The following is an 18073-nucleotide window of genomic DNA, read 5'->3' as shown; positions in this document are numbered from 1 at the left end:
GCTCAGTGACAAAGAATTTAGTCCAATTCTTCTAATAATAGCGGCCACTGAACATAGCTCTGCCAATGACTTTCTTGTTCTAATGCTTCTGCACGGTAAGGATGCTGTTGCAGCCAGCCCTGAGGTAACAGTACATAAAGCCCCTCACTATTGGCCCGTAGCCTAACCGCCGGTAGTGTGTCATCCCGGCGACGGCTGGAGAATATAATCGCCAGACGCAATAAACAACACAAATGCTGAGCCATATCTACTGGTAATGCATTTTGTTGATTTAACAGCAAAAGATCGATCGTATTACTCTGATTTTGCAGCAAAGCCGCAAGTAGCAGTTTTTGAGCGGGAGTAAAACCAGGGAGGTCCAGATTGCGTATCAGGTAAGCGGCATGCTGCGGAGCACGTTTAAAATCGATGCTTAGGCCAATTTCGTGCATCAAACAGGCGTTTTGCAATAACTCGCGACATCGACCATCAAGATTCCACTCTTTTTCTACCTGAAGCAAAAAGTTATCGGCCAATTTACTGACGCGTTTGGCTTGTTCAGTATCCAGTAAATAGCGGCGCTGTATATTTCGCACTGTTCGGCTGCGAACATCTTGTTCTACCGGTAAATGAAGCATGCCATAGACCAGCCCTTCACGTAGTGCGCCGCCAGCTAACGTCATACTTTCAATCGCCAATTCCTGGAATATCGCAATTAAGATAGACAGGCCACTGGGGAAAACCAGAGCACGTTCCAGTGTTAAACCGGGGATTTCCAGTTCTTCCAGTTTGCCACATTGAATTGCTCTTTGTTTGAGCTGCTGCAATTTGGCTAAGGTGATCAGCTCGTCCATACCTTGAGCGACCATGATTTCTTGCAGGGCCTGAACCGTGCCAGAGGCACCGACACAGATTTGCCAGCCATGGTCACGAAAGCGCTGCGCGACAGGTTTTAGCATCTCACGAGCAGCTAATTCTGCACGATCAAAATTGTCTTTTGCCAGATTGCGGTCACTGAAGTAGCGCTCCAACCAGGTTACGCAACCCATTGATAAACTGACCAGAATATTTGCCTGAGCACCATTGCCGGTCACCAGCTCTGTGCTGCCACCGCCAATATCGACGACTAAACGCTGCTCTGGCCCACCGGTAGTATGGGCAACGCCCTGATAAATCAGACGCGCTTCTTCTTCACCACTGATCACTTGAATTGGACAACCGAGGATTTCAGCCGCCGTTTGCAGGAATTCTTCAGCATTTGAGGCCAGACGCAGGGTTGCTGTTGCGACCACACGAATCTGACTCAAAGGAATGTCCTGCAAGCGCTCTGAGAAAAGCTTCAAACATTGCCAGCCACGTTCCATCGCTTCTTGCGATAGGTGGTTTTGGCTATCCAGACCCGCCGCCAGACGGACTTTCCGCTTGATTCGGGCCAGCGTCTGGATACTGCCAGCCACCTCACGTACTACCAACATATGAAAACTGTTGGAGCCAAGATCGATGGCAGCATAAAGTGAGGTGGAACTTAGCATCATTTTATCAGCTCGGTCGCTTACGGTTATTCCGCGGTGCACCACTGCGACGTGGGGCAGCGTTACGGCGTGGGCTATTCCCGGTGCGAGTACGGGCCAGACGTTTTGGCGCGGGTAAATCAGTTAATAGCGCATCGCTATTATATTTACTTACCGGAATGCTATGGCCAGTGTAGGTCTCAATAGCAGGTAAGTTTAACGCATACTCTTCACATGCCAAGCTGATGGAATGACCACTTTCGCCAGCACGACCAGTTCGGCCAATGCGGTGAACATAATCTTCACAGTCATCAGGTAAGTCATAGTTGAAGACATGGGTTACCAGTGGAATGTGTAGGCCACGGGCGGCAACATCAGTCGCAACCAAAATATCCAAATCACCTTTAGTGAAATCTTCCAGAATTCGCAGGCGTTTTTTCTGTGCCACATCACCGGTCAACAAACCGACACGATGACCATCAGCGGCTAAATGGCCCCAGATTTCTTCGCAACGATGTTTGGTATTGGCGAAAATAATGCAGCGATCTGGCCATTCTTCTTCAATTAACGTCTGAAGCAGACGCATTTTTTCTTCATTTGAAGGGTAGAATAGCTCTTCCTGAATGCGGTGGCCGGTTTTTTGTAACGGTTCCACTTCAACATATTCAGCGTTATTCATTTGCTCAAAGGCCAGTTCACGTACCCGGTACGAGAGTGTGGCAGAGAACAGCATGTTTAAGCGCTTATCAACGGAAGGCATACGGCGGAACAGCCAGCGGATATCTTTAATAAAGCCTAAATCGTACATCCGATCAGCTTCATCCAAGACCACAACCTGAATCGCACCGAGGTTAATATAATTTTGTTTTGCGTAATCGATTAAACGACCAGTAGTACCGATCAGAATATCAACACCACTTTCCAGCACCTTAAGCTGTTTATCATAGCCATCGCCGCCATAAGCCAAGCCTAATTTCAGCCCGGTTATCTGGGAAAGTGATTCTGCATCAGAGTGAATTTGCACGGCTAACTCGCGCGTTGGTGCCATAATTAAAGCGCGCGGCTGATTAGTCTGGCGACCCTCTTCTGCGGGGTGAGAAAGCAAATAATGGAAAGTAGACGCTAAGAATGCCAGCGTCTTGCCGGTTCCTGTTTGCGCCTGACCCGCTACATCACGCCCCGAAAGGGTGAGTGGCAATGCTAACGCCTGTATCGGCGTGCAATACTGAAACCCTTTGTTTTCAAGGGCTTCAATAACTAGCGGGTGCAGGGCGAAGTCGGAAAACTTCTGTTCGGTCAAGTGTGTTTTGCTCATAGTGTGGTAGAATATCAGCTAACTATTGCTTTACGAAAGCGTATCCGGTGAAATAAAGTCATCCTACTGTTGGTTAATGCTACACCAACGAGGTAGACACAATCCTTTGGAGTAGAACATGAGCGATAAAATTATTCACCTGAGTGACGAAAGCTTCGGCACTAAAGTGCTGGAAGCCGATGGCCTGGTTCTGGTTGATTTCTGGGCTGAATGGTGTGGTCCGTGCAAGATGATTGCTCCGATTTTGGATGAAATTGCTGAAGAGTATGAAGGTAGACTTACCATCACTAAATTGAATATTGATGATAACCAAGCCACTGCGCCGAAATACGGTATCCGTGGTATCCCTACGCTGTTGTTATTCCGTGATGGTGAAGTAGTGGCAACCAAGGTAGGTGCTTTGTCTAAGGGTCAGCTTAAAGAATTCTTGGATGCGAATCTGTAAGCGGCGTTAGCCGTTAATACTCAAAGTTATTGGTGTTGCAGCCAGGGAGCAAACGAGCGACAAATTGGTTGTAAACCATTTTGAACAGCGCTTGCGCTGGCTCGTAGGGTGAGTTTCTGATGAGGCCCATAATCCCGATAAGCTGACTTAGGTCAGAGATCCGGGTGAGTCAGAGTCGTACACCGCTGCAGCTTCAAGGCTGTAGGGTATGTTTAGCGGCAGTTGTGATTTCTCACACTGACCGCTAGACGCCCGCAAAGAAGCGTGTTAAGTTTAGCCTACTGCATATAGAACATTCCTGTGTATTGAGTCCGGGTTTGTAGCATCTAGCTTATTCTTTAGTATCTAATAAATAGTCTGTAGCATCTAAATAGTTTGAATCTAAAGTTTTACTCTATGTCGAAATAATTTGTGTTGAGAATATCTATGAACTCAATCGGTTTTTGACAGTCTAGTGTTTTACAAAATCAGTCTAAGGCACCTTCAATCTTTACACCGTTGAGTCGCGCAAGCTTGCGTAAGTCATTACTTGCGTAGTTTGGCCAAGGCCGGTGATTGAATGTCCCGTTAAACAGGCACGGATGACGCTGCCATACCATTCACGACCATAGTTCGAGACATACCCCGAGTTTAAGAACCCACCATTATGAATCTTACCGAATTAAAGAACACGCCGGTTTCTGATCTGATAACACTTGGCGAAAATATGGGGCTGGAAAACCTGGCCCGGATGCGTAAACAAGATATTATTTTCTCTATCCTTAAGCAGCACGCGAAAAGTGGAGAAGATATCTTCGGTGACGGTGTATTGGAGATATTGCAGGATGGATTTGGTTTCCTCCGTTCAGCAGACAGCTCCTACCTCGCCGGCCCCGACGACATCTATGTATCCCCAAGCCAAATTCGCCGTTTCAACCTTCGCACTGGTGATACCGTTGCCGGTAAGATTCGTCCACCGAAAGAGGGTGAGCGTTATTTTGCATTGTTGAAAGTTAACGAAGTTAACTACGACAAACCGGAAAACGCCCGTAACAAAATCCTGTTCGAAAACTTAACCCCATTACATGCTAATTCTCGTCTGCGGATGGAACGTGGTAATGGTTCGACAGAAGATTTAACTGCCCGTGTACTTGATTTGGCATCGCCAATCGGTCGTGGTCAGCGTGGGTTGATTGTCGCTCCGCCAAAAGCGGGTAAAACTATGCTGTTGCAGAATATTGCTACCAGCATTGCTTACAATCACCCTGATTGCGTATTAATGGTCTTGCTGATTGACGAGCGTCCGGAAGAAGTTACCGAGATGCAACGTCTGGTTAAAGGTGAAGTAATTGCTTCAACTTTCGACGAACCAGCATCCCGTCACGTCCAAGTTGCTGAAATGGTTATCGAGAAAGCGAAACGTCTGGTTGAACATAAAAAAGACGTTATCATTTTACTGGATTCGATTACCCGTCTGGCACGTGCATACAACACCGTCGTACCTGCTTCAGGTAAGGTTTTGACCGGTGGTGTGGACGCTAACGCCTTACATCGTCCTAAGCGTTTCTTTGGTGCTGCACGTAATGTTGAAGAGGGCGGTAGCCTGACCATCATTGCCACCGCGTTGGTTGATACCGGTTCTAAAATGGATGAAGTTATCTATGAAGAATTTAAAGGTACCGGCAACATGGAATTGCATCTTTCTCGCAAAATTGCAGAGAAACGCGTGTTCCCAGCTATTGATTTCAACCGCTCTGGTACGCGTAAAGAAGAGTTGCTGACAACGACTGAAGAGCTACAAAAAATGTGGATTTTACGTCGAATTCTTCATCCAATGGGTGAGATCGATGCAATGGAATTCCTCATCAGTAAACTGGCAACAGCGAAAACCAACGATCAGTTCTTCGATAACATGAGACGTTCATAAGTTTAGCTAAATTAATCAAAACGCCACGCTCAGACGTGGCGTTTTTTGCATTTGGGCTATACGATAGTCGGGATTGTTATCTACCTAGTGAATGACGCAATCAAACCAATGCCTATTTTCTATACTTATTCTTCTTTATATATCCAAAGAGTTTTGAGTGGCAGGTCGACAATAAATAAGCCAATCCCGATGAGAACGTGCAGTGCCCCTGCGGCTTCAAATATGAAAGGGATAACGAGAAAATAGTAAAAATAGAGTTGGGAATAGTAAGTAAGGCTGTCATCATATTCAGAAATAACTGAAAGCATAGGGAAGGCATAGGGAAGGCGTGGTATACGCCAAGCCACATGCTAAGCTGTCGTATCTTTTTGCAGAGAGCGGTTAAACGTGAATTTACTCACTATGAGTACTGAAATATTTGTTATTTTTCTGTTTTCTCTGGCATTTTTATTTGTAGCTCGCAAAGTTGCCAAGAAAATTGGATTAGTTGATAAACCTAACTATCGCAAACGTCACCAAGGATTGATCCCATTAGTGGGCGGAATATCCGTGTTTGCGGGTATTTGTTTTACTTTCCTGATAACTAACCAACAGATCCCACATTTCCACTTATATCTGGGGTGTGCTGGTTTATTGGTGTTCGTTGGTGCTTTAGACGATCGCTTCGATATCAGTGTAAAAATCCGAGCTTTTGTACAAGCATTGGTCGGTATTGCCATGATGGCAGCCGCAGGGCTTTATTTACGCAGCTTGGGGCATGTATTTGGCCCGTGGGAGATGGTATTAGGGCCGTTCGGTTATGTTGTCACACTGTTCGCAGTATGGGCGGCGATAAACGCTTTCAATATGGTCGATGGCATTGATGGTTTACTGGGAGGGCTGTCTTGTGTCTCTTTCGGTGCCATGGGTCTTTTACTGTATCAAAGCGGACAAATGGCATTAGCGCTATGGTGTTTTGCGATGATCGCCGCCATCTTGCCTTATATTTTGCTTAACCTTGGGTTGCTGGGTCGCCGTTATAAAGTCTTTATGGGTGATGCGGGTAGTACGCTGATTGGTTTCACCGCAATTTGGATACTATTGCAAAGCACACAGGGGAATTCCCATCCCATTAACCCGGTCACCGCATTGTGGATTATTGCAATTCCATTGATGGATATGATTGCCATCATGTATCGGCGTTTGCGTAAAGGAATGAGTCCTTTCTCCCCCGACCGCCAACATATCCATCACTTAATCATGCGCGCCGGTTTTACTTCACGACAAGCATTTGTCTTAATCACTCTAGCTGCGGCATTGTTAGCGGGAGTGGGCGTTATCGGCGAACGGCTAACATTTATCCCTGAATGGGTCATGTTGGCATTATTCTTGCTTGCATTTCTGTTGTATGGCTACTGCATAAAACGGGCATGGCGAGTGGCGCGTTTTATCAAACGTATCAAGCGTCGGATGCGCCGTGCATCGCAAAATAAGCATGAATCTTAACCAGAGGCTTTTAGGCAGTGATGAAACCAGAATCTATGTCGACTGATAAAACAGGATCTACCCATAACGAGCCAGTTATGGATAACGAGTTAGATATCCGCAGCCTGTGCCGTACTCTTTGGCGCGGTAAAGTGTGGATTATCGGTATGGCAATTCTTTTTGCTGCAATAGCGCTGGGTGTTTCCTACTTGGTAAAACAGCAGTGGAGTGCGACAGCCATTACAGACAGGCCAACTGTCAATAATTTGGGCGGTTATTACTCTCAGCAGCAATTTTTGCGCAACCTTGATAGCCGTAACAATAGTGGTGTTGCCAGTGAGCAACCCGGTATTGCTGACGAAGCGTACAGCGAATTTATTACTCAGTTAGCCGCTTACGATACGCGCCGTGATTTTTGGCTACAAACTGATTATTACAAACAGCGGTTAGAGGGTGATGCTAAGGCGGATGCGGCATTACTCGATGAGCTGGTGAATAATATTGTTTTCACCCCGCGTGATGACAAAAAAATACTGAATGACAGCATTAAATTGACGGCAGAAACCGCCACCGATTCCAATAAACTGCTGCGCAGTTATATTGATTTTGCTAGCCAACGTGCTGCCAGTCACTTGAATGATGAGATTGAAGGCGCATGGGCTGCTCGCACTCAGTCAATGAAAGCGCAGGTTAAACGGCAAGAAGCCGTTGCTCAAGCGGTGTACGATCGTGAAATTTCTGCGGTTAAGCAAGCTTTGAAAGTGGCCAGCCAGCAAGGAATTAATCGCAGTCAAACCGATACGCCGGCTGAACAATTACCCGATTCTAAAATGTTTATGTTAGGTAAACCAATGCTCGAAGCCCGGCTAGAGACATTGCAGGCTACCGGCCCAAGTTTTGATATTGATTATGATCAGAACCGAGCAATGTTGGCAACATTGAATGTCGGCCCGACGCTGGATAAAACCTTCCAGGCTTACCGTTACTTACGAACACCAGAAGATCCTGTTACCCGTGATAGCCCGCGTCGCGTATTCCTGTTGATTATGTGGGGCGCGATTGGCGCATTGGTTGGCGCAGGCGTGGTGTTGGTTCGCCGTACCAGTACGCAAGCATAACCCGTACTGTAAGTGCTAAGTATTCTTGATCAGTAACATATTGATCAGTAAAAGATTGACCAGTAATGGGCGCATTGTGCGCCCAACTTGCAGGCATTGTCTGCGGCTAACTGACCTTAAAGAGATTCACTGTGAAAGTGTTGACTGTTTTTGGCACCCGGCCTGAAGCCATTAAAATGGCTCCTCTGGTGCATGCTTTGGCTCAGGATGAAGCCTTTGAATCAAGAGTCTGCGTCACGGCTCAACATCGTGAGATGCTGGACCAAGTGCTGCGTTTATTTGAGATTCAGCCGGACTATGATTTGAATATCATGAAGCCGGGACAGGGATTAACGGAAATAACCTGCCGTATTCTGGAAGGGCTAAAGCCCGTTCTGGAGGAGTTTAAGCCGGATGTAATCTTAGTGCATGGCGATACCACAACGACGTTATCGACCAGTCTTGCCGCATTCTATCAACGTATTCCTGTTGGTCATGTTGAAGCGGGCTTACGCACCGGGGATCTCTATTCACCGTGGCCAGAAGAAGCTAACCGCCAACTGACCGGCCACCTTGCTATGTATCATTTTGCTCCGACAGAGAACTCGCGGCAAAACTTGCTACGCGAGATGGTGCCAGACAACCGCATTTTCGTGACCGGCAATACCGTGATTGATGCGCTGTTCTGGGTCCGTGATCGGGTGATGAACAACCCAGAATTACGCGATAGTTTGGCGGAGCGTTATCCATTCATCGATACCAATAAGAAGATGATTCTGGTGACGGGCCATCGTCGTGAGAGTTTTGGTGGCGGTTTTGAGCGGATTTGTAGTGCATTAGCTGAAATTGCGCTTAAACATCCTGAGGTACAGGTGGTTTATCCGGTGCATCTCAACCCTAACGTCAGTGAGCCGGTCAACCGCATCTTGAAAGGGATTGATAATATCATCCTGATCGACCCGCAAGATTACCTACCATTCGTTTACCTGATGAATCACGCCTACCTGATCCTGACGGATTCCGGTGGTATTCAGGAAGAAGCGCCTTCATTAGGGAAGCCGGTATTAGTGATGCGGGACACCACTGAGCGCCCGGAAGCCGTCGATTCTGGTACAGTTTTGTTGGTGGGCACTAATATTAATAAAATTGTCGATGCAGTGACCCGCTTGCTGACTGATGAAACTGCCTATCATCAAATGTCACGGGCGCATAATCCTTACGGTGACGGGCATGCCTGTCAACGCATCCTTGAAGCTTTAAAGAATCATCAGGTGACGCTATGAGTTTTGACACTATTTCTGTTATCGGTCTTGGGTATATTGGTCTGCCAACTGCTGCTGCTTTCGCGTCGCGCAAGAAGAAAGTGATTGGCGTGGACGTCAACGCCCATGCGGTTGAAACCATTAATCGCGGTGCAATCCATATCGTGGAGCCGGATTTAGATAAAGTGGTGAAGATTGCTGTCGAAGGCGGTTACTTGCAAGCCGTAACCAAACCGCTGGCTGCCGATGCGTTTCTTATTGCCGTGCCGACACCTTTTAAAGGCGATCATGAGCCGGATATGGTGTATGTAGAATCCGCCGCTAAATCTATTGCCCCTGTTTTGAAAAAAGGTGATTTGGTCATTTTGGAGTCCACTTCTCCGGTGGGAGCCACAGAGCAAATGGCCCAATGGCTGGCTGAAGCTCGCCCTGATTTGAGCTTCCCACAGAACGCGGGTGAAGAGGCAGACATTAACATCGCTTATTGCCCAGAGCGCGTATTGCCGGGCCAGGTGATGGTTGAACTGATTCAAAATGACCGTGTTATCGGCGGTATGACGCCGAAATGTTCTGCCCGCGCCAGTGAGTTGTACAAAATCTTCCTGGAAGGCGAATGTGTGGTGACCAACTCCCGCACCGCAGAAATGTGCAAGCTGACTGAAAACAGCTTCCGCGACGTTAACATTGCTTTCGCCAATGAACTGTCACTGATTTGTGATGAGCAGGGAATCAATGTGTGGGAGCTGATTCGCCTGGCGAACCGCCATCCGCGCGTGAATATCTTGCAGCCAGGCCCTGGTGTTGGCGGCCACTGTATTGCTGTTGACCCATGGTTTATTGTTTCTCAAAATCCACAATTGGCCCGCCTGATTCATACTGCGCGTCTGGTTAATGACGGTAAACCGCTGTGGGTGGTTGACCGCGTTAAAGCGGCCGTTGCTGATTGTCTGGCGGCCACTGACAAACGTGCATCTGAAGTAAAAATTGCCTGCTTCGGTTTGGCATTTAAACCCAATATTGATGACCTGCGCGAAAGTCCGGCGGTTGAAATCGCCCATTTGATTGCACAATGGCACACCGGTGAAACGCTGGTGGTTGAGCCGAATGTTGAGCAATTGCCGAAGTCACTGGCGGGGCACGTTACCCTGAAAGATACCGCAACTGCCTTGCAGCAAGCAGATGTGCTGGTGATGCTGGTAGATCACAGCCAATTCAAAGCCATCAAACCAGAAGATGTGAAGCAATCATGGATTGTGGACACTAAAGGAGTATGGCGTTGAGACGTATTCTAGTCACAGGTGGGGCCGGTTTTATCGGCTCTGCCGTGGTAAGACATATTATCGATGGCACCTCAGATAGCGTAGTGGTGGTGGATAAACTGACCTACGCGGGCAATTTGGAGTCACTGGCAGTGGTTGCTCACAGCGAGCGCTACGCTTTTGAACAGGTTGATATCTGTGACCGCGCTGAGCTGGATCGGGTTTTTGCACAATATCGACCGGATGTGGTGATGCATTTGGCAGCAGAAAGCCATGTTGACCGCTCTATTGATGGCCCAGCGGCCTTTATCGAGACCAATGTCGTGGGCACTTACCAGATGTTGGAAGCGGCGCGTCATTACTGGCAGCAACTGAGTGCAGAGGAAAAACTGGCGTTTCGCTTCCATCATATCTCCACTGATGAAGTGTATGGCGACCTACACGGCACCGATGATTTATTCACCGAAACCACGCCTTATGCGCCAAGTAGCCCTTATTCTGCATCTAAAGCCTCTAGCGACCATTTAGTTCGCGCGTGGTTGCGAACCTATGGTTTACCGACTTTGGTGACCAATTGTTCCAATAATTATGGCCCATATCATTTCCCTGAGAAATTGATCCCACTGGTCATTCTGAATGCGCTCGCGGGTAAACCGCTGCCAGTGTATGGCAATGGCGCACAGGTTCGTGATTGGCTGTATGTTGAAGATCACGCCCGGGCCTTGTATCAAGTGGTGACCGAGGGTGTGGTGGGCGAAACTTACAATATTGGCGGTCATAACGAGCGCAAGAATATTGAAGTGGTTGAGACTATCTGCACACTTTTGGATGAATTGGTTCCAGAAAAACCGGCAGGAATTGCTCACTATTGTGACCTGATTACCTACGTCAAAGACCGCCCAGGCCATGATATGCGCTATGCCATCGATGCCAGCAAAATTGAGCGGGAACTGGGCTGGCGGCCGCAGGAGACTTTCGAAAGTGGTATTCGCAAAACCGTATTATGGTATTTGAATAATGAATCTTGGTGGCGTCGTGTTCAGGACGGTTCTTACGCCGGTGAGCGTCTGGGCTTGAGTGACTGATACTCTTCATCTTTCAAGTTGCAGATGTGTTGGCTGCGCTCGGTCACCCGAATCACTGACTTATGTCAGCTCATCGGGGTTTCCTTGCTTGCCGTCTTCCTGCACCTTGAAATCTATAGAGTATTTCGTTGGGTGACTGACGATAGGTTCGAACTTTATTAATCATTGGGATGACATCATTCAATATTTTGCATGATGTTTTCAAAACTATGATGTTTTCAAAACTATAATGTTTTCAAGACCATGATGTTTTCAAGGCATTGTATGTCTCAGGAGATCGAATGAAAGGCATAATTCTGGCTGGCGGTTCCGGCACGAGGTTGCACCCCATCACCCGTGGTGTCTCTAAGCAACTGCTTCCTGTTTATGATAAGCCGATGATTTACTATCCGCTGTCAGTGCTGATGCTGGCGGGGATCCGCGACATTCTGATTATTTCCACTCCAGAAGATTTACCGTCATTCCAGCGCTTGCTGGGTAATGGTGAAGAGTTTGGTATCAATCTGAGTTATGCCGCGCAACCTAGCCCCGATGGGCTGGCACAAGCATTTATCATCGGCGAAGAGTTTATCGGCCATGAACCTTGCTGTCTGGTACTCGGCGATAATATCTATTTCGGTCAGGGCTTTAGCCCGAAATTGAAATCTGTCGCGGCGCGTGAGCACGGGGCAACTGTCTTCGGCTATCAAGTCATGGACCCAGAGCGTTTTGGCGTGGTGGAGTTTGATGACAACTTCCGCGCATTGTCGATTGAAGAGAAACCGAGTCAACCGAAGTCCAATTGGGCGGTGACCGGGCTTTATTTCTATGACAATCAAGTGGTTGATTTTGCTAAACAAGTTAAGCCATCGGAACGCGGTGAGCTGGAAATAACCAGCATCAACCAAATGTATTTAGAGCGCGGCGAACTGACGGTAGAATTATTAGGCCGTGGTTTTGCCTGGCTTGATACTGGCACCCATGACAGCTTGATTGAAGCCAGTACCTTTGTGCAAACCGTTGAAAAACGTCAAGGTTTCAAAATTGCCTGTCTGGAAGAAATCTCCTGGCGCAATGGCTGGTTGGATGACGATGGCGTTAAGCGCGCAGCCACGGCGTTAGCCAAAACCGGTTATGGCAAATATCTGTTGGACTTGCTCCATGCCCGTCCACGCCAATATTGAGCCGCTGGCCTGGGAAAGTGAATTTTTCCAGCGCCGGAGTGCAAAACTGATTTTCTCCGACTCAGCCCCGCAACTTAACCCGGCTGAGTTGGATGCTTTTACCCTAATCCAAGCCAAAGTTCCTACCCACCGCCTTGATCTCATTGATTCTCTTGGTCAACTTGACTTCAAATTAGTCGAAGGCGAAGTTGATTTGTCGCTGCCCGTTGAGGAAAACGATGCGGTTGGCACGGAAAATGCTATATCTCAGGCAGATACCGGAACCTATCAACAGCGGATCGCCACAACCGCCGATATCCCGCTATTGCGCAGTGTTGCTGCCCGTGCTTTTGCATTAAGCCGCTTTCGCGCCCCGTGGTATGACCCACAGGACAGCGGGCGATTTTATGCATTATGGGCGGAGAAGGCCGTATTGGGCACTTTCGACCATCAATGTTTGCTGGTAATGGATGCATCGGGGCAACCTGCGGGGTTTGTGACATTACGTGATTTGCAAGATGGCAGTGCGCGTATTGGTCTGTTGGCGGTGTTCCCTGAAGCTCAGGGGAAAGGTATTGGTTCATCATTAATGTCGGCGGCAAAGCAATGGTGCCACAATCATGGGTTACACCGATTACGGGTAGCTACACAGATGAGTAACATTGCTGCTTTACGCCTTTATATTCGCAGCGGGGCCTCGATTGAGAGCACCGCGTATTGGTTATGCAGGGGATGAGATGATTCCATTTAACGCTCCACCGGTAGTCGGCACCGAATTGGGTTATATGCAAGCCGCAATGAGTAGCGGTAAATTATGCGGTGATGGTGGTTTTACCCGTCGTTGCCAGCAGTGGATGGAGAAACGTTTCGATTGCCCGAAAGTGTTACTGACTCCCTCTTGCACAGCCTCATTGGAAATGGCCGCGTTGCTGCTGGATATCAAACCCGGCGATGAAGTCATTATGCCAAGCTTTACCTTCGTTTCGACGGCCAACGCCTTTGTATTGCGTGGCGCGAAAGTGGTGTTTGTGGATATCCGCCCAGACACCATGAATATTGATGAAACCAAGATTGAAGCGGCTATTACCGACAAAACTCGCGTTATCGTGCCGGTTCATTATGCAGGCGTGGCCTGTGAGATGGACACCATCATGGCGCTGGCGAAAAAGCATAATTTGTTTGTGGTAGAAGATGCTGCGCAGGGCGTGATGTCGACTTACAAAGGCAAAGCACTGGGCACTATCGGCCATATTGGTTGCTTTAGCTTCCATGAGACTAAAAACTACACGGCGGGTGGTGAAGGCGGGGCGACGCTAATCAATGACAAATCACTGATTGACCGCGCTGAAGTTATCCGTGAGAAAGGGACTAACCGTAGCCAGTTCTTCCGTGGACTGGTCGACAAATATACCTGGCGTGATATTGGCTCCAGTTATTTGATGTCTGATTTGCAGGCCGCCTATCTATGGGGTCAGTTGGAAGCAGCGGATCAAATCAACGAACGCCGTCTGGGGCTGTGGCATACTTACTATAATGCTTTCAAACCCTTGGCTGATGCTGGGTGCATTGATTTACCGGTGATCCCTGACAATCTGGAACAGAACGCGCACATGTTTTATATCAAACTGCGTGATATTGAAGAGCGTTCTGCGTTCATCAGCTACTTAAAAGAAGCTGAGATCATGGCGGTATTCCACTACATTCCATTGCATGCTTGTCCGGCAGGTGAGGAATTTGGGCGTATGGACGGTGAAGACCGCTTTACCACCCAAGAAAGTGAGCGTCTGGTGCGCTTGCCGATCTTCTATAACCTGACTGATGTGAATCAGAGCACGGTCATTAATACTGTTCTGAGTTTCTTCGCCTGATATGTCTCTGGCAAAAGCATCGATTTGGACTGCTGGCTCTACGCTGATTAAAATCGGCGTAGGGTTGTTAGTGGTAAAACTGCTGGCGGTGACCTTTGGCCCCAGTGGTGTTGGGCAGGCGGGTAACTTCCGCCAGTTAATTACGGTATTAGGCGTGCTCTCCGGCGCGGGTATCTTTAACGGTATTACTAAATATGTTGCTGAATATCATCAGCAACCTGAACGTTTGCGAGCCGTTGTGGGGACGTCATCAGCGATTGTGCTGGGGTTTTCAACGCTGCTGGCATTGGTTTTCCTGTTGGCGGCTAAACCGGTCAGTATTGCGTTATTCGGCCATGCTGATTACCAGAATGTGGTGCGAGCGGTGGCGTTTATCCAAATGGGGATTGCCTACGCCAACCTGTTTTTAGCCATTCTCAAAGGCTATCGCGATGCGATGGGTAATGCGCTGGCGGTGATCGGCGGCAGTCTGATTGGCGTAGTCGCGTATTATATTTGCTTCCGGATCGGCGGTTATCCTGGCGCGCTATTGGGCTTGGCATTAGTCCCCGCGCTGGTGGTTATTCCTGCTGTCGCCATGTTGATTCGGCGCAAGACTATTCCGCTCAGCTATCTTAAACTTAGCTGGGACAAAGCATTAGCCAGCCATTTGGGTAAATTTACCATTATGGCGTTGATTACCTCGGTAACCTTGCCGGTTGCCTATGTGATGATGCGTAACTTGCTGGCTGACCGCTATGGCTGGGATGCTGTCGGGATTTGGCAAGGGGTAAGCAGTATTTCAGATGCTTATCTACAATTTATCACAGCGTCATTTACCGTCTATTTGCTGCCGACACTCTCAAGGCTCAAAGCTAAAGCAGATATTTCCCGTGAAATTCTGCGCTCATTGAAATTTGTGTTACCGGCTGTAGCGACCGCCAGTTTGATGGTCTGGTTATTACGTGATTTTGCTATTTGGCTGTTGTTTTCTCATCAGTTTACGGCCATGCGCGACCTCTTCGCTTGGCAGTTGGTCGGTGATGTATTGAAGGTCGGGTCTTACGTGTTCGGCTATCTGGTGATTGCCAAAGCGTCTTTACGTTTTTATATTCTGACGGAAGTCAGCCAGTTCTTACTGTTGACCGGGTTTGCCCATTGGTTAATCCCAATGAATGGCTCTTTGGGCGCGGCACAGGCTTATATGGCCACTTATATCGTCTATTTTGCGCTCTGTAGCTGCGTATTCCTTATGTATCGTAGACATTCATCACCGTAAACACTCTTTACAGTAGAAAAAAATGACAACCCTGATTCATGTACTGGGATCTGATATCCCGCACCATAATCTAACTGTATTGCGCTTCTTCAATGATGTGCTGACAACCCGCGTGCCCGCCGATCAGGCGCGGCATTTTATGGTGGCGGCAAAAGAAACGGCTCCTTTCTCATCATTCCCGCAGTTGGATATTGAAACGCACAGTGATAAAAAAAGCTTGGCCGAGGCAGTCATTGCCCGCGCACAGGCTTCCCGCGAGACGCGCTTCTTCTGGCATGGGCAGTTTAATGCCACTTTGTGGCTGGCATTACTGAGTGGGAAAATCAAACCGCACCAGGTTTATTGGCATATTTGGGGCGCGGATTTATATGAAGATGCCAAGAGCTTGAAATTCCGCCTGTTTTACCTGCTGCGCCGTATTGCTCAAGGGCGGGTAGGGCACGTTTTTGCAACTCGGGGCGATTTAATTTATTTCCAACAGCGCCATCCTCGGGTTCCGGCGTCATTGCTCTATTTCCCAACCCGTATGGACCCAGCATTAACTGGCGTCAATATTGAGAAGCCGCTAGCGGGGCCAATGACGATTCTGGTGGGGAATTCGGGTGATACCACCAACCGCCATATTGAGGCGCTAAAATCTATTCATCAGCAATTTGGCCCTGATGCCCGAGTCATTCTACCGATGGGGTATCCGGCGAATAATGAGCTGTATATTGAACGAGTTAGGCAAGCGGGTTTGGCGCTGTTTGCGCAAGATAACCTGCGCATTCTGACGGAACAGATCCCGTTTGATGACTATCTGAATATCCTGCGTGAGTGCGATTTGGGCTATTTCATTTTTAATCGCCAGCAAGGCATCGGCACCCTGTGTTTATTGACCCAGTTTGGCGTGCCCTTTGTGTTAAGCCGTAAAAATCCATTCTGGCAAGATTTAGCTGAGCAGCATATTCCGGTGCTTTTCTATGGCGATGCTTTGGATGAACCATTGATTCGCGAGGCGCAGCGCCAGCTAGCGGGGTTGGATAAGCAATCTATCGCATTCTTTAACCCTAACTATATCGAGGGTTGGCAACAGGCGCTGGCTCTTGCCGCAGGAGAACACCCATGACGCTGGGGCAATTTGGCGGTCTTTTCAGTGTCTATCTGCTCGCTGTTATCTTTATCTTGATATTGACCTATCAGGAGTTTCGGCGGGTGCGCTTTAACTTCAATGTGCTGTTTTCAATGCTCTATTTGCTGACATTCTATTTCGGCTTCCCATTGACCTGCATGTTGGTGTTCCAGTTTGGTGTAGCGGTGGTGCCAGTTGAGTATTTACTGTACGCCATGCTGTCCGCCACGGCGTTTTATGGCATTTACTATGTCAGTTATAAAACCCGCCTGAGCAAGCCGCGTAGCCAACCGCGCGCGCCGATATTCACCATGAATCGGGTTGAAACCAATTTGACCTGGATCCTGCTGGCGCTGGTGGCTATCGGCACTGTCGGCCTGTTCTTTATGCAGAATGGTTTCCTGCTATTCAAGCTGGATTCTTACAGTAAGATTTTCTCCAGCGATGTTTCCGGTGTGGCGCTGAAGCGCTTTTTCTACTTCTTTATCCCGGCGATGTTGGTGGTCTATTTCCTCAAACAGGATATGCGCGCCTGGTTTTTCTTCCTGGCAAGCACCGTGGCATTTGGCATCCTGACCTATGTTATCGTCGGCGGCACCCGCGCTAATATCATTATCGCGTTCTCATTATTCCTGTTTATTGGCATTGTTCGCGGCTGGATAACCTTGTGGATGCTGGCGGCAGCCGGGGTCTTCGGCATTGTCGGCATGTTCTGGTTGGCCCTGAAACGTTATGGTCTGGATGTGAGCGGCTCAGAAGCGTTTTACACTTTCCTGTATCTGACGCGCGATACTTTCTCGCCGTGGGAAAACCTCGGATTACTGCTACAAAACTACGACAAAATAGATTTTCAGGGATTAGCGCCGATTATCCGCGATTTCTATGTGTTTATTCCAAGTTCCTTGTGGCCAGCCCGCCCTGATTTAGTCTTGAATACCGCCAATTACTTTACCTGGGATGTGCTCGATAACCACTCTGGACTGGCTATTTCCCCCACTCTGATTGGGTCTTTGGTGGTGATGGGCGGGGTGCTGTTTATCCCACTGGGGGCCATTGTGGTGGGGTTAATCATTAAATGGTTCGATTGGTTGTATGAGCAAGGTAAAGCAGAGAAGAATCGCTACAAAGCCGCCATCCTGCAAAGTTTCTGTTTTGGGGCGGTATTTAACATTATTGTGTTGGCGCGCGAAGGGTTAGATTCCTTTGTCTCGCGAGTGGTCTTTTTCTGTGTGATTTTTGGTGCCTGTTTGATACTGGCGAAATTGTTGTATTGGTTATTCGATACGGCGGGTTTGATAAAGCAACGGGTACAGCGTCGTGCGGGTAAGTCGACGCCGCTATCCGCGCCCCAAGCAAGCAGCCAACAGTAAG

The 18073-nt window shown here is 48.3% G+C and carries 15 protein-coding genes; 13 read left to right on the top strand and 2 right to left on the bottom strand.

Features of this window, described 5'->3' with window-relative positions; translation table 11 throughout:
• Positions 1-17: 17 nt before the first annotated feature.
• Positions 18-1511, bottom strand: coding sequence for an exopolyphosphatase (gene ppx / locus OP863_RS18905; RefSeq protein WP_186368231.1), 1494 nt, complete (start codon positions 1509-1511; stop codon positions 18-20).
• A 7-nt stretch (positions 1512-1518) separates the two neighbouring features.
• Positions 1519-2805, bottom strand: coding sequence for an ATP-dependent RNA helicase RhlB (gene rhlB / locus OP863_RS18900; protein ID WP_145510132.1), 1287 nt, complete (start codon positions 2803-2805; stop codon positions 1519-1521).
• Positions 2806-2923: 118 nt separating this feature from the next.
• Between rhlB and trxA the strand changes: the two genes are divergently transcribed.
• From trxA to wzyE, 13 genes are all read left to right on the top strand, one after another.
• A complete protein-coding gene (trxA, locus tag OP863_RS18895) occupies positions 2924-3250 on the top strand; it encodes a thioredoxin TrxA (RefSeq protein ID WP_004393133.1) in 327 nt (108 codons plus the stop codon).
• Positions 3251-3896: 646 nt separating this feature from the next.
• Positions 3897-5156 (top strand): transcription termination factor Rho, encoded by a 1260-nt coding sequence (gene rho / locus OP863_RS18890; protein WP_004704159.1) that lies wholly within the window; start codon positions 3897-3899, stop codon positions 5154-5156.
• A 387-nt stretch (positions 5157-5543) separates the two neighbouring features.
• Positions 5544-6641 (top strand): UDP-N-acetylglucosamine--undecaprenyl-phosphate N-acetylglucosaminephosphotransferase, encoded by a 1098-nt coding sequence (wecA, locus tag OP863_RS18885; RefSeq protein WP_072089248.1) that lies wholly within the window; start codon positions 5544-5546, stop codon positions 6639-6641.
• Between the two features lie 20 nt (positions 6642-6661).
• On the top strand, positions 6662-7738 hold the full coding sequence (gene wzzE, locus OP863_RS18880; RefSeq protein ID WP_265525705.1) for an ECA polysaccharide chain length modulation protein: 1077 nt from the start codon (positions 6662-6664) through the stop codon (positions 7736-7738).
• A 131-nt stretch (positions 7739-7869) separates the two neighbouring features.
• Positions 7870-9000 carry a non-hydrolyzing UDP-N-acetylglucosamine 2-epimerase gene (gene wecB / locus OP863_RS18875; protein WP_038638142.1) on the top strand — a complete coding sequence of 377 codons (1131 nt, stop codon included), beginning with the start codon at positions 7870-7872 and terminating at the stop codon, positions 8998-9000.
• Positions 8997-10259 carry a UDP-N-acetyl-D-mannosamine dehydrogenase gene (gene wecC, locus OP863_RS18870; protein ID WP_038638146.1) on the top strand — a complete coding sequence of 421 codons (1263 nt, stop codon included), beginning with the start codon at positions 8997-8999 and terminating at the stop codon, positions 10257-10259. The genes wecB and wecC overlap by 4 nt, the downstream gene beginning before the upstream one ends.
• Entirely contained in the window at positions 10250-11323 is a 1074-nt protein-coding gene (gene rffG / locus OP863_RS18865; RefSeq protein WP_172667628.1) for a dTDP-glucose 4,6-dehydratase, read from the top strand. Before wecC ends, rffG begins: the two co-directional genes overlap by 10 nt.
• A gap of 281 nt (positions 11324-11604) precedes the next feature.
• Positions 11605-12486: a glucose-1-phosphate thymidylyltransferase RfbA gene (gene rfbA / locus OP863_RS18860; protein WP_038638148.1), complete on the top strand. Its 882-nt coding sequence runs from the start codon at positions 11605-11607 to the stop codon at positions 12484-12486.
• A complete protein-coding gene (gene rffC, locus OP863_RS18855) occupies positions 12464-13201 on the top strand; it encodes a dTDP-4-amino-4,6-dideoxy-D-galactose acyltransferase (RefSeq protein ID WP_265525704.1) in 738 nt (245 codons plus the stop codon). Before rfbA ends, rffC begins: the two co-directional genes overlap by 23 nt.
• Before the next feature lies 1 nt (position 13202).
• Entirely contained in the window at positions 13203-14333 is a 1131-nt protein-coding gene (rffA, locus tag OP863_RS18850; RefSeq protein ID WP_145591036.1) for a dTDP-4-amino-4,6-dideoxygalactose transaminase, read from the top strand.
• A gap of 1 nt (position 14334) precedes the next feature.
• On the top strand, positions 14335-15591 hold the full coding sequence (gene wzxE, locus OP863_RS18845; protein WP_038638157.1) for a lipid III flippase WzxE: 1257 nt from the start codon (positions 14335-14337) through the stop codon (positions 15589-15591).
• Positions 15592-15613: 22 nt separating this feature from the next.
• Positions 15614-16699 (top strand): TDP-N-acetylfucosamine:lipid II N-acetylfucosaminyltransferase, encoded by a 1086-nt coding sequence (locus OP863_RS18840; protein WP_038638160.1) that lies wholly within the window; start codon positions 15614-15616, stop codon positions 16697-16699.
• Positions 16696-18072: an ECA oligosaccharide polymerase gene (wzyE, locus tag OP863_RS18835; RefSeq protein WP_038638162.1), complete on the top strand. Its 1377-nt coding sequence runs from the start codon at positions 16696-16698 to the stop codon at positions 18070-18072. The genes OP863_RS18840 and wzyE overlap by 4 nt, the downstream gene beginning before the upstream one ends.
• The last annotated feature ends 1 nt before the right edge of the window (position 18073 follow it).

Origin of the sequence: Yersinia sp. SCPM-O-B-9106 (C-191), assembly GCF_026183365.1 — a bacterium.
Taxonomy (GTDB): Bacteria; Pseudomonadota; Gammaproteobacteria; order Enterobacterales; family Enterobacteriaceae; genus Yersinia; species Yersinia rochesterensis.
This window is presented reverse-complemented; position numbering and strand designations above follow the sequence as displayed.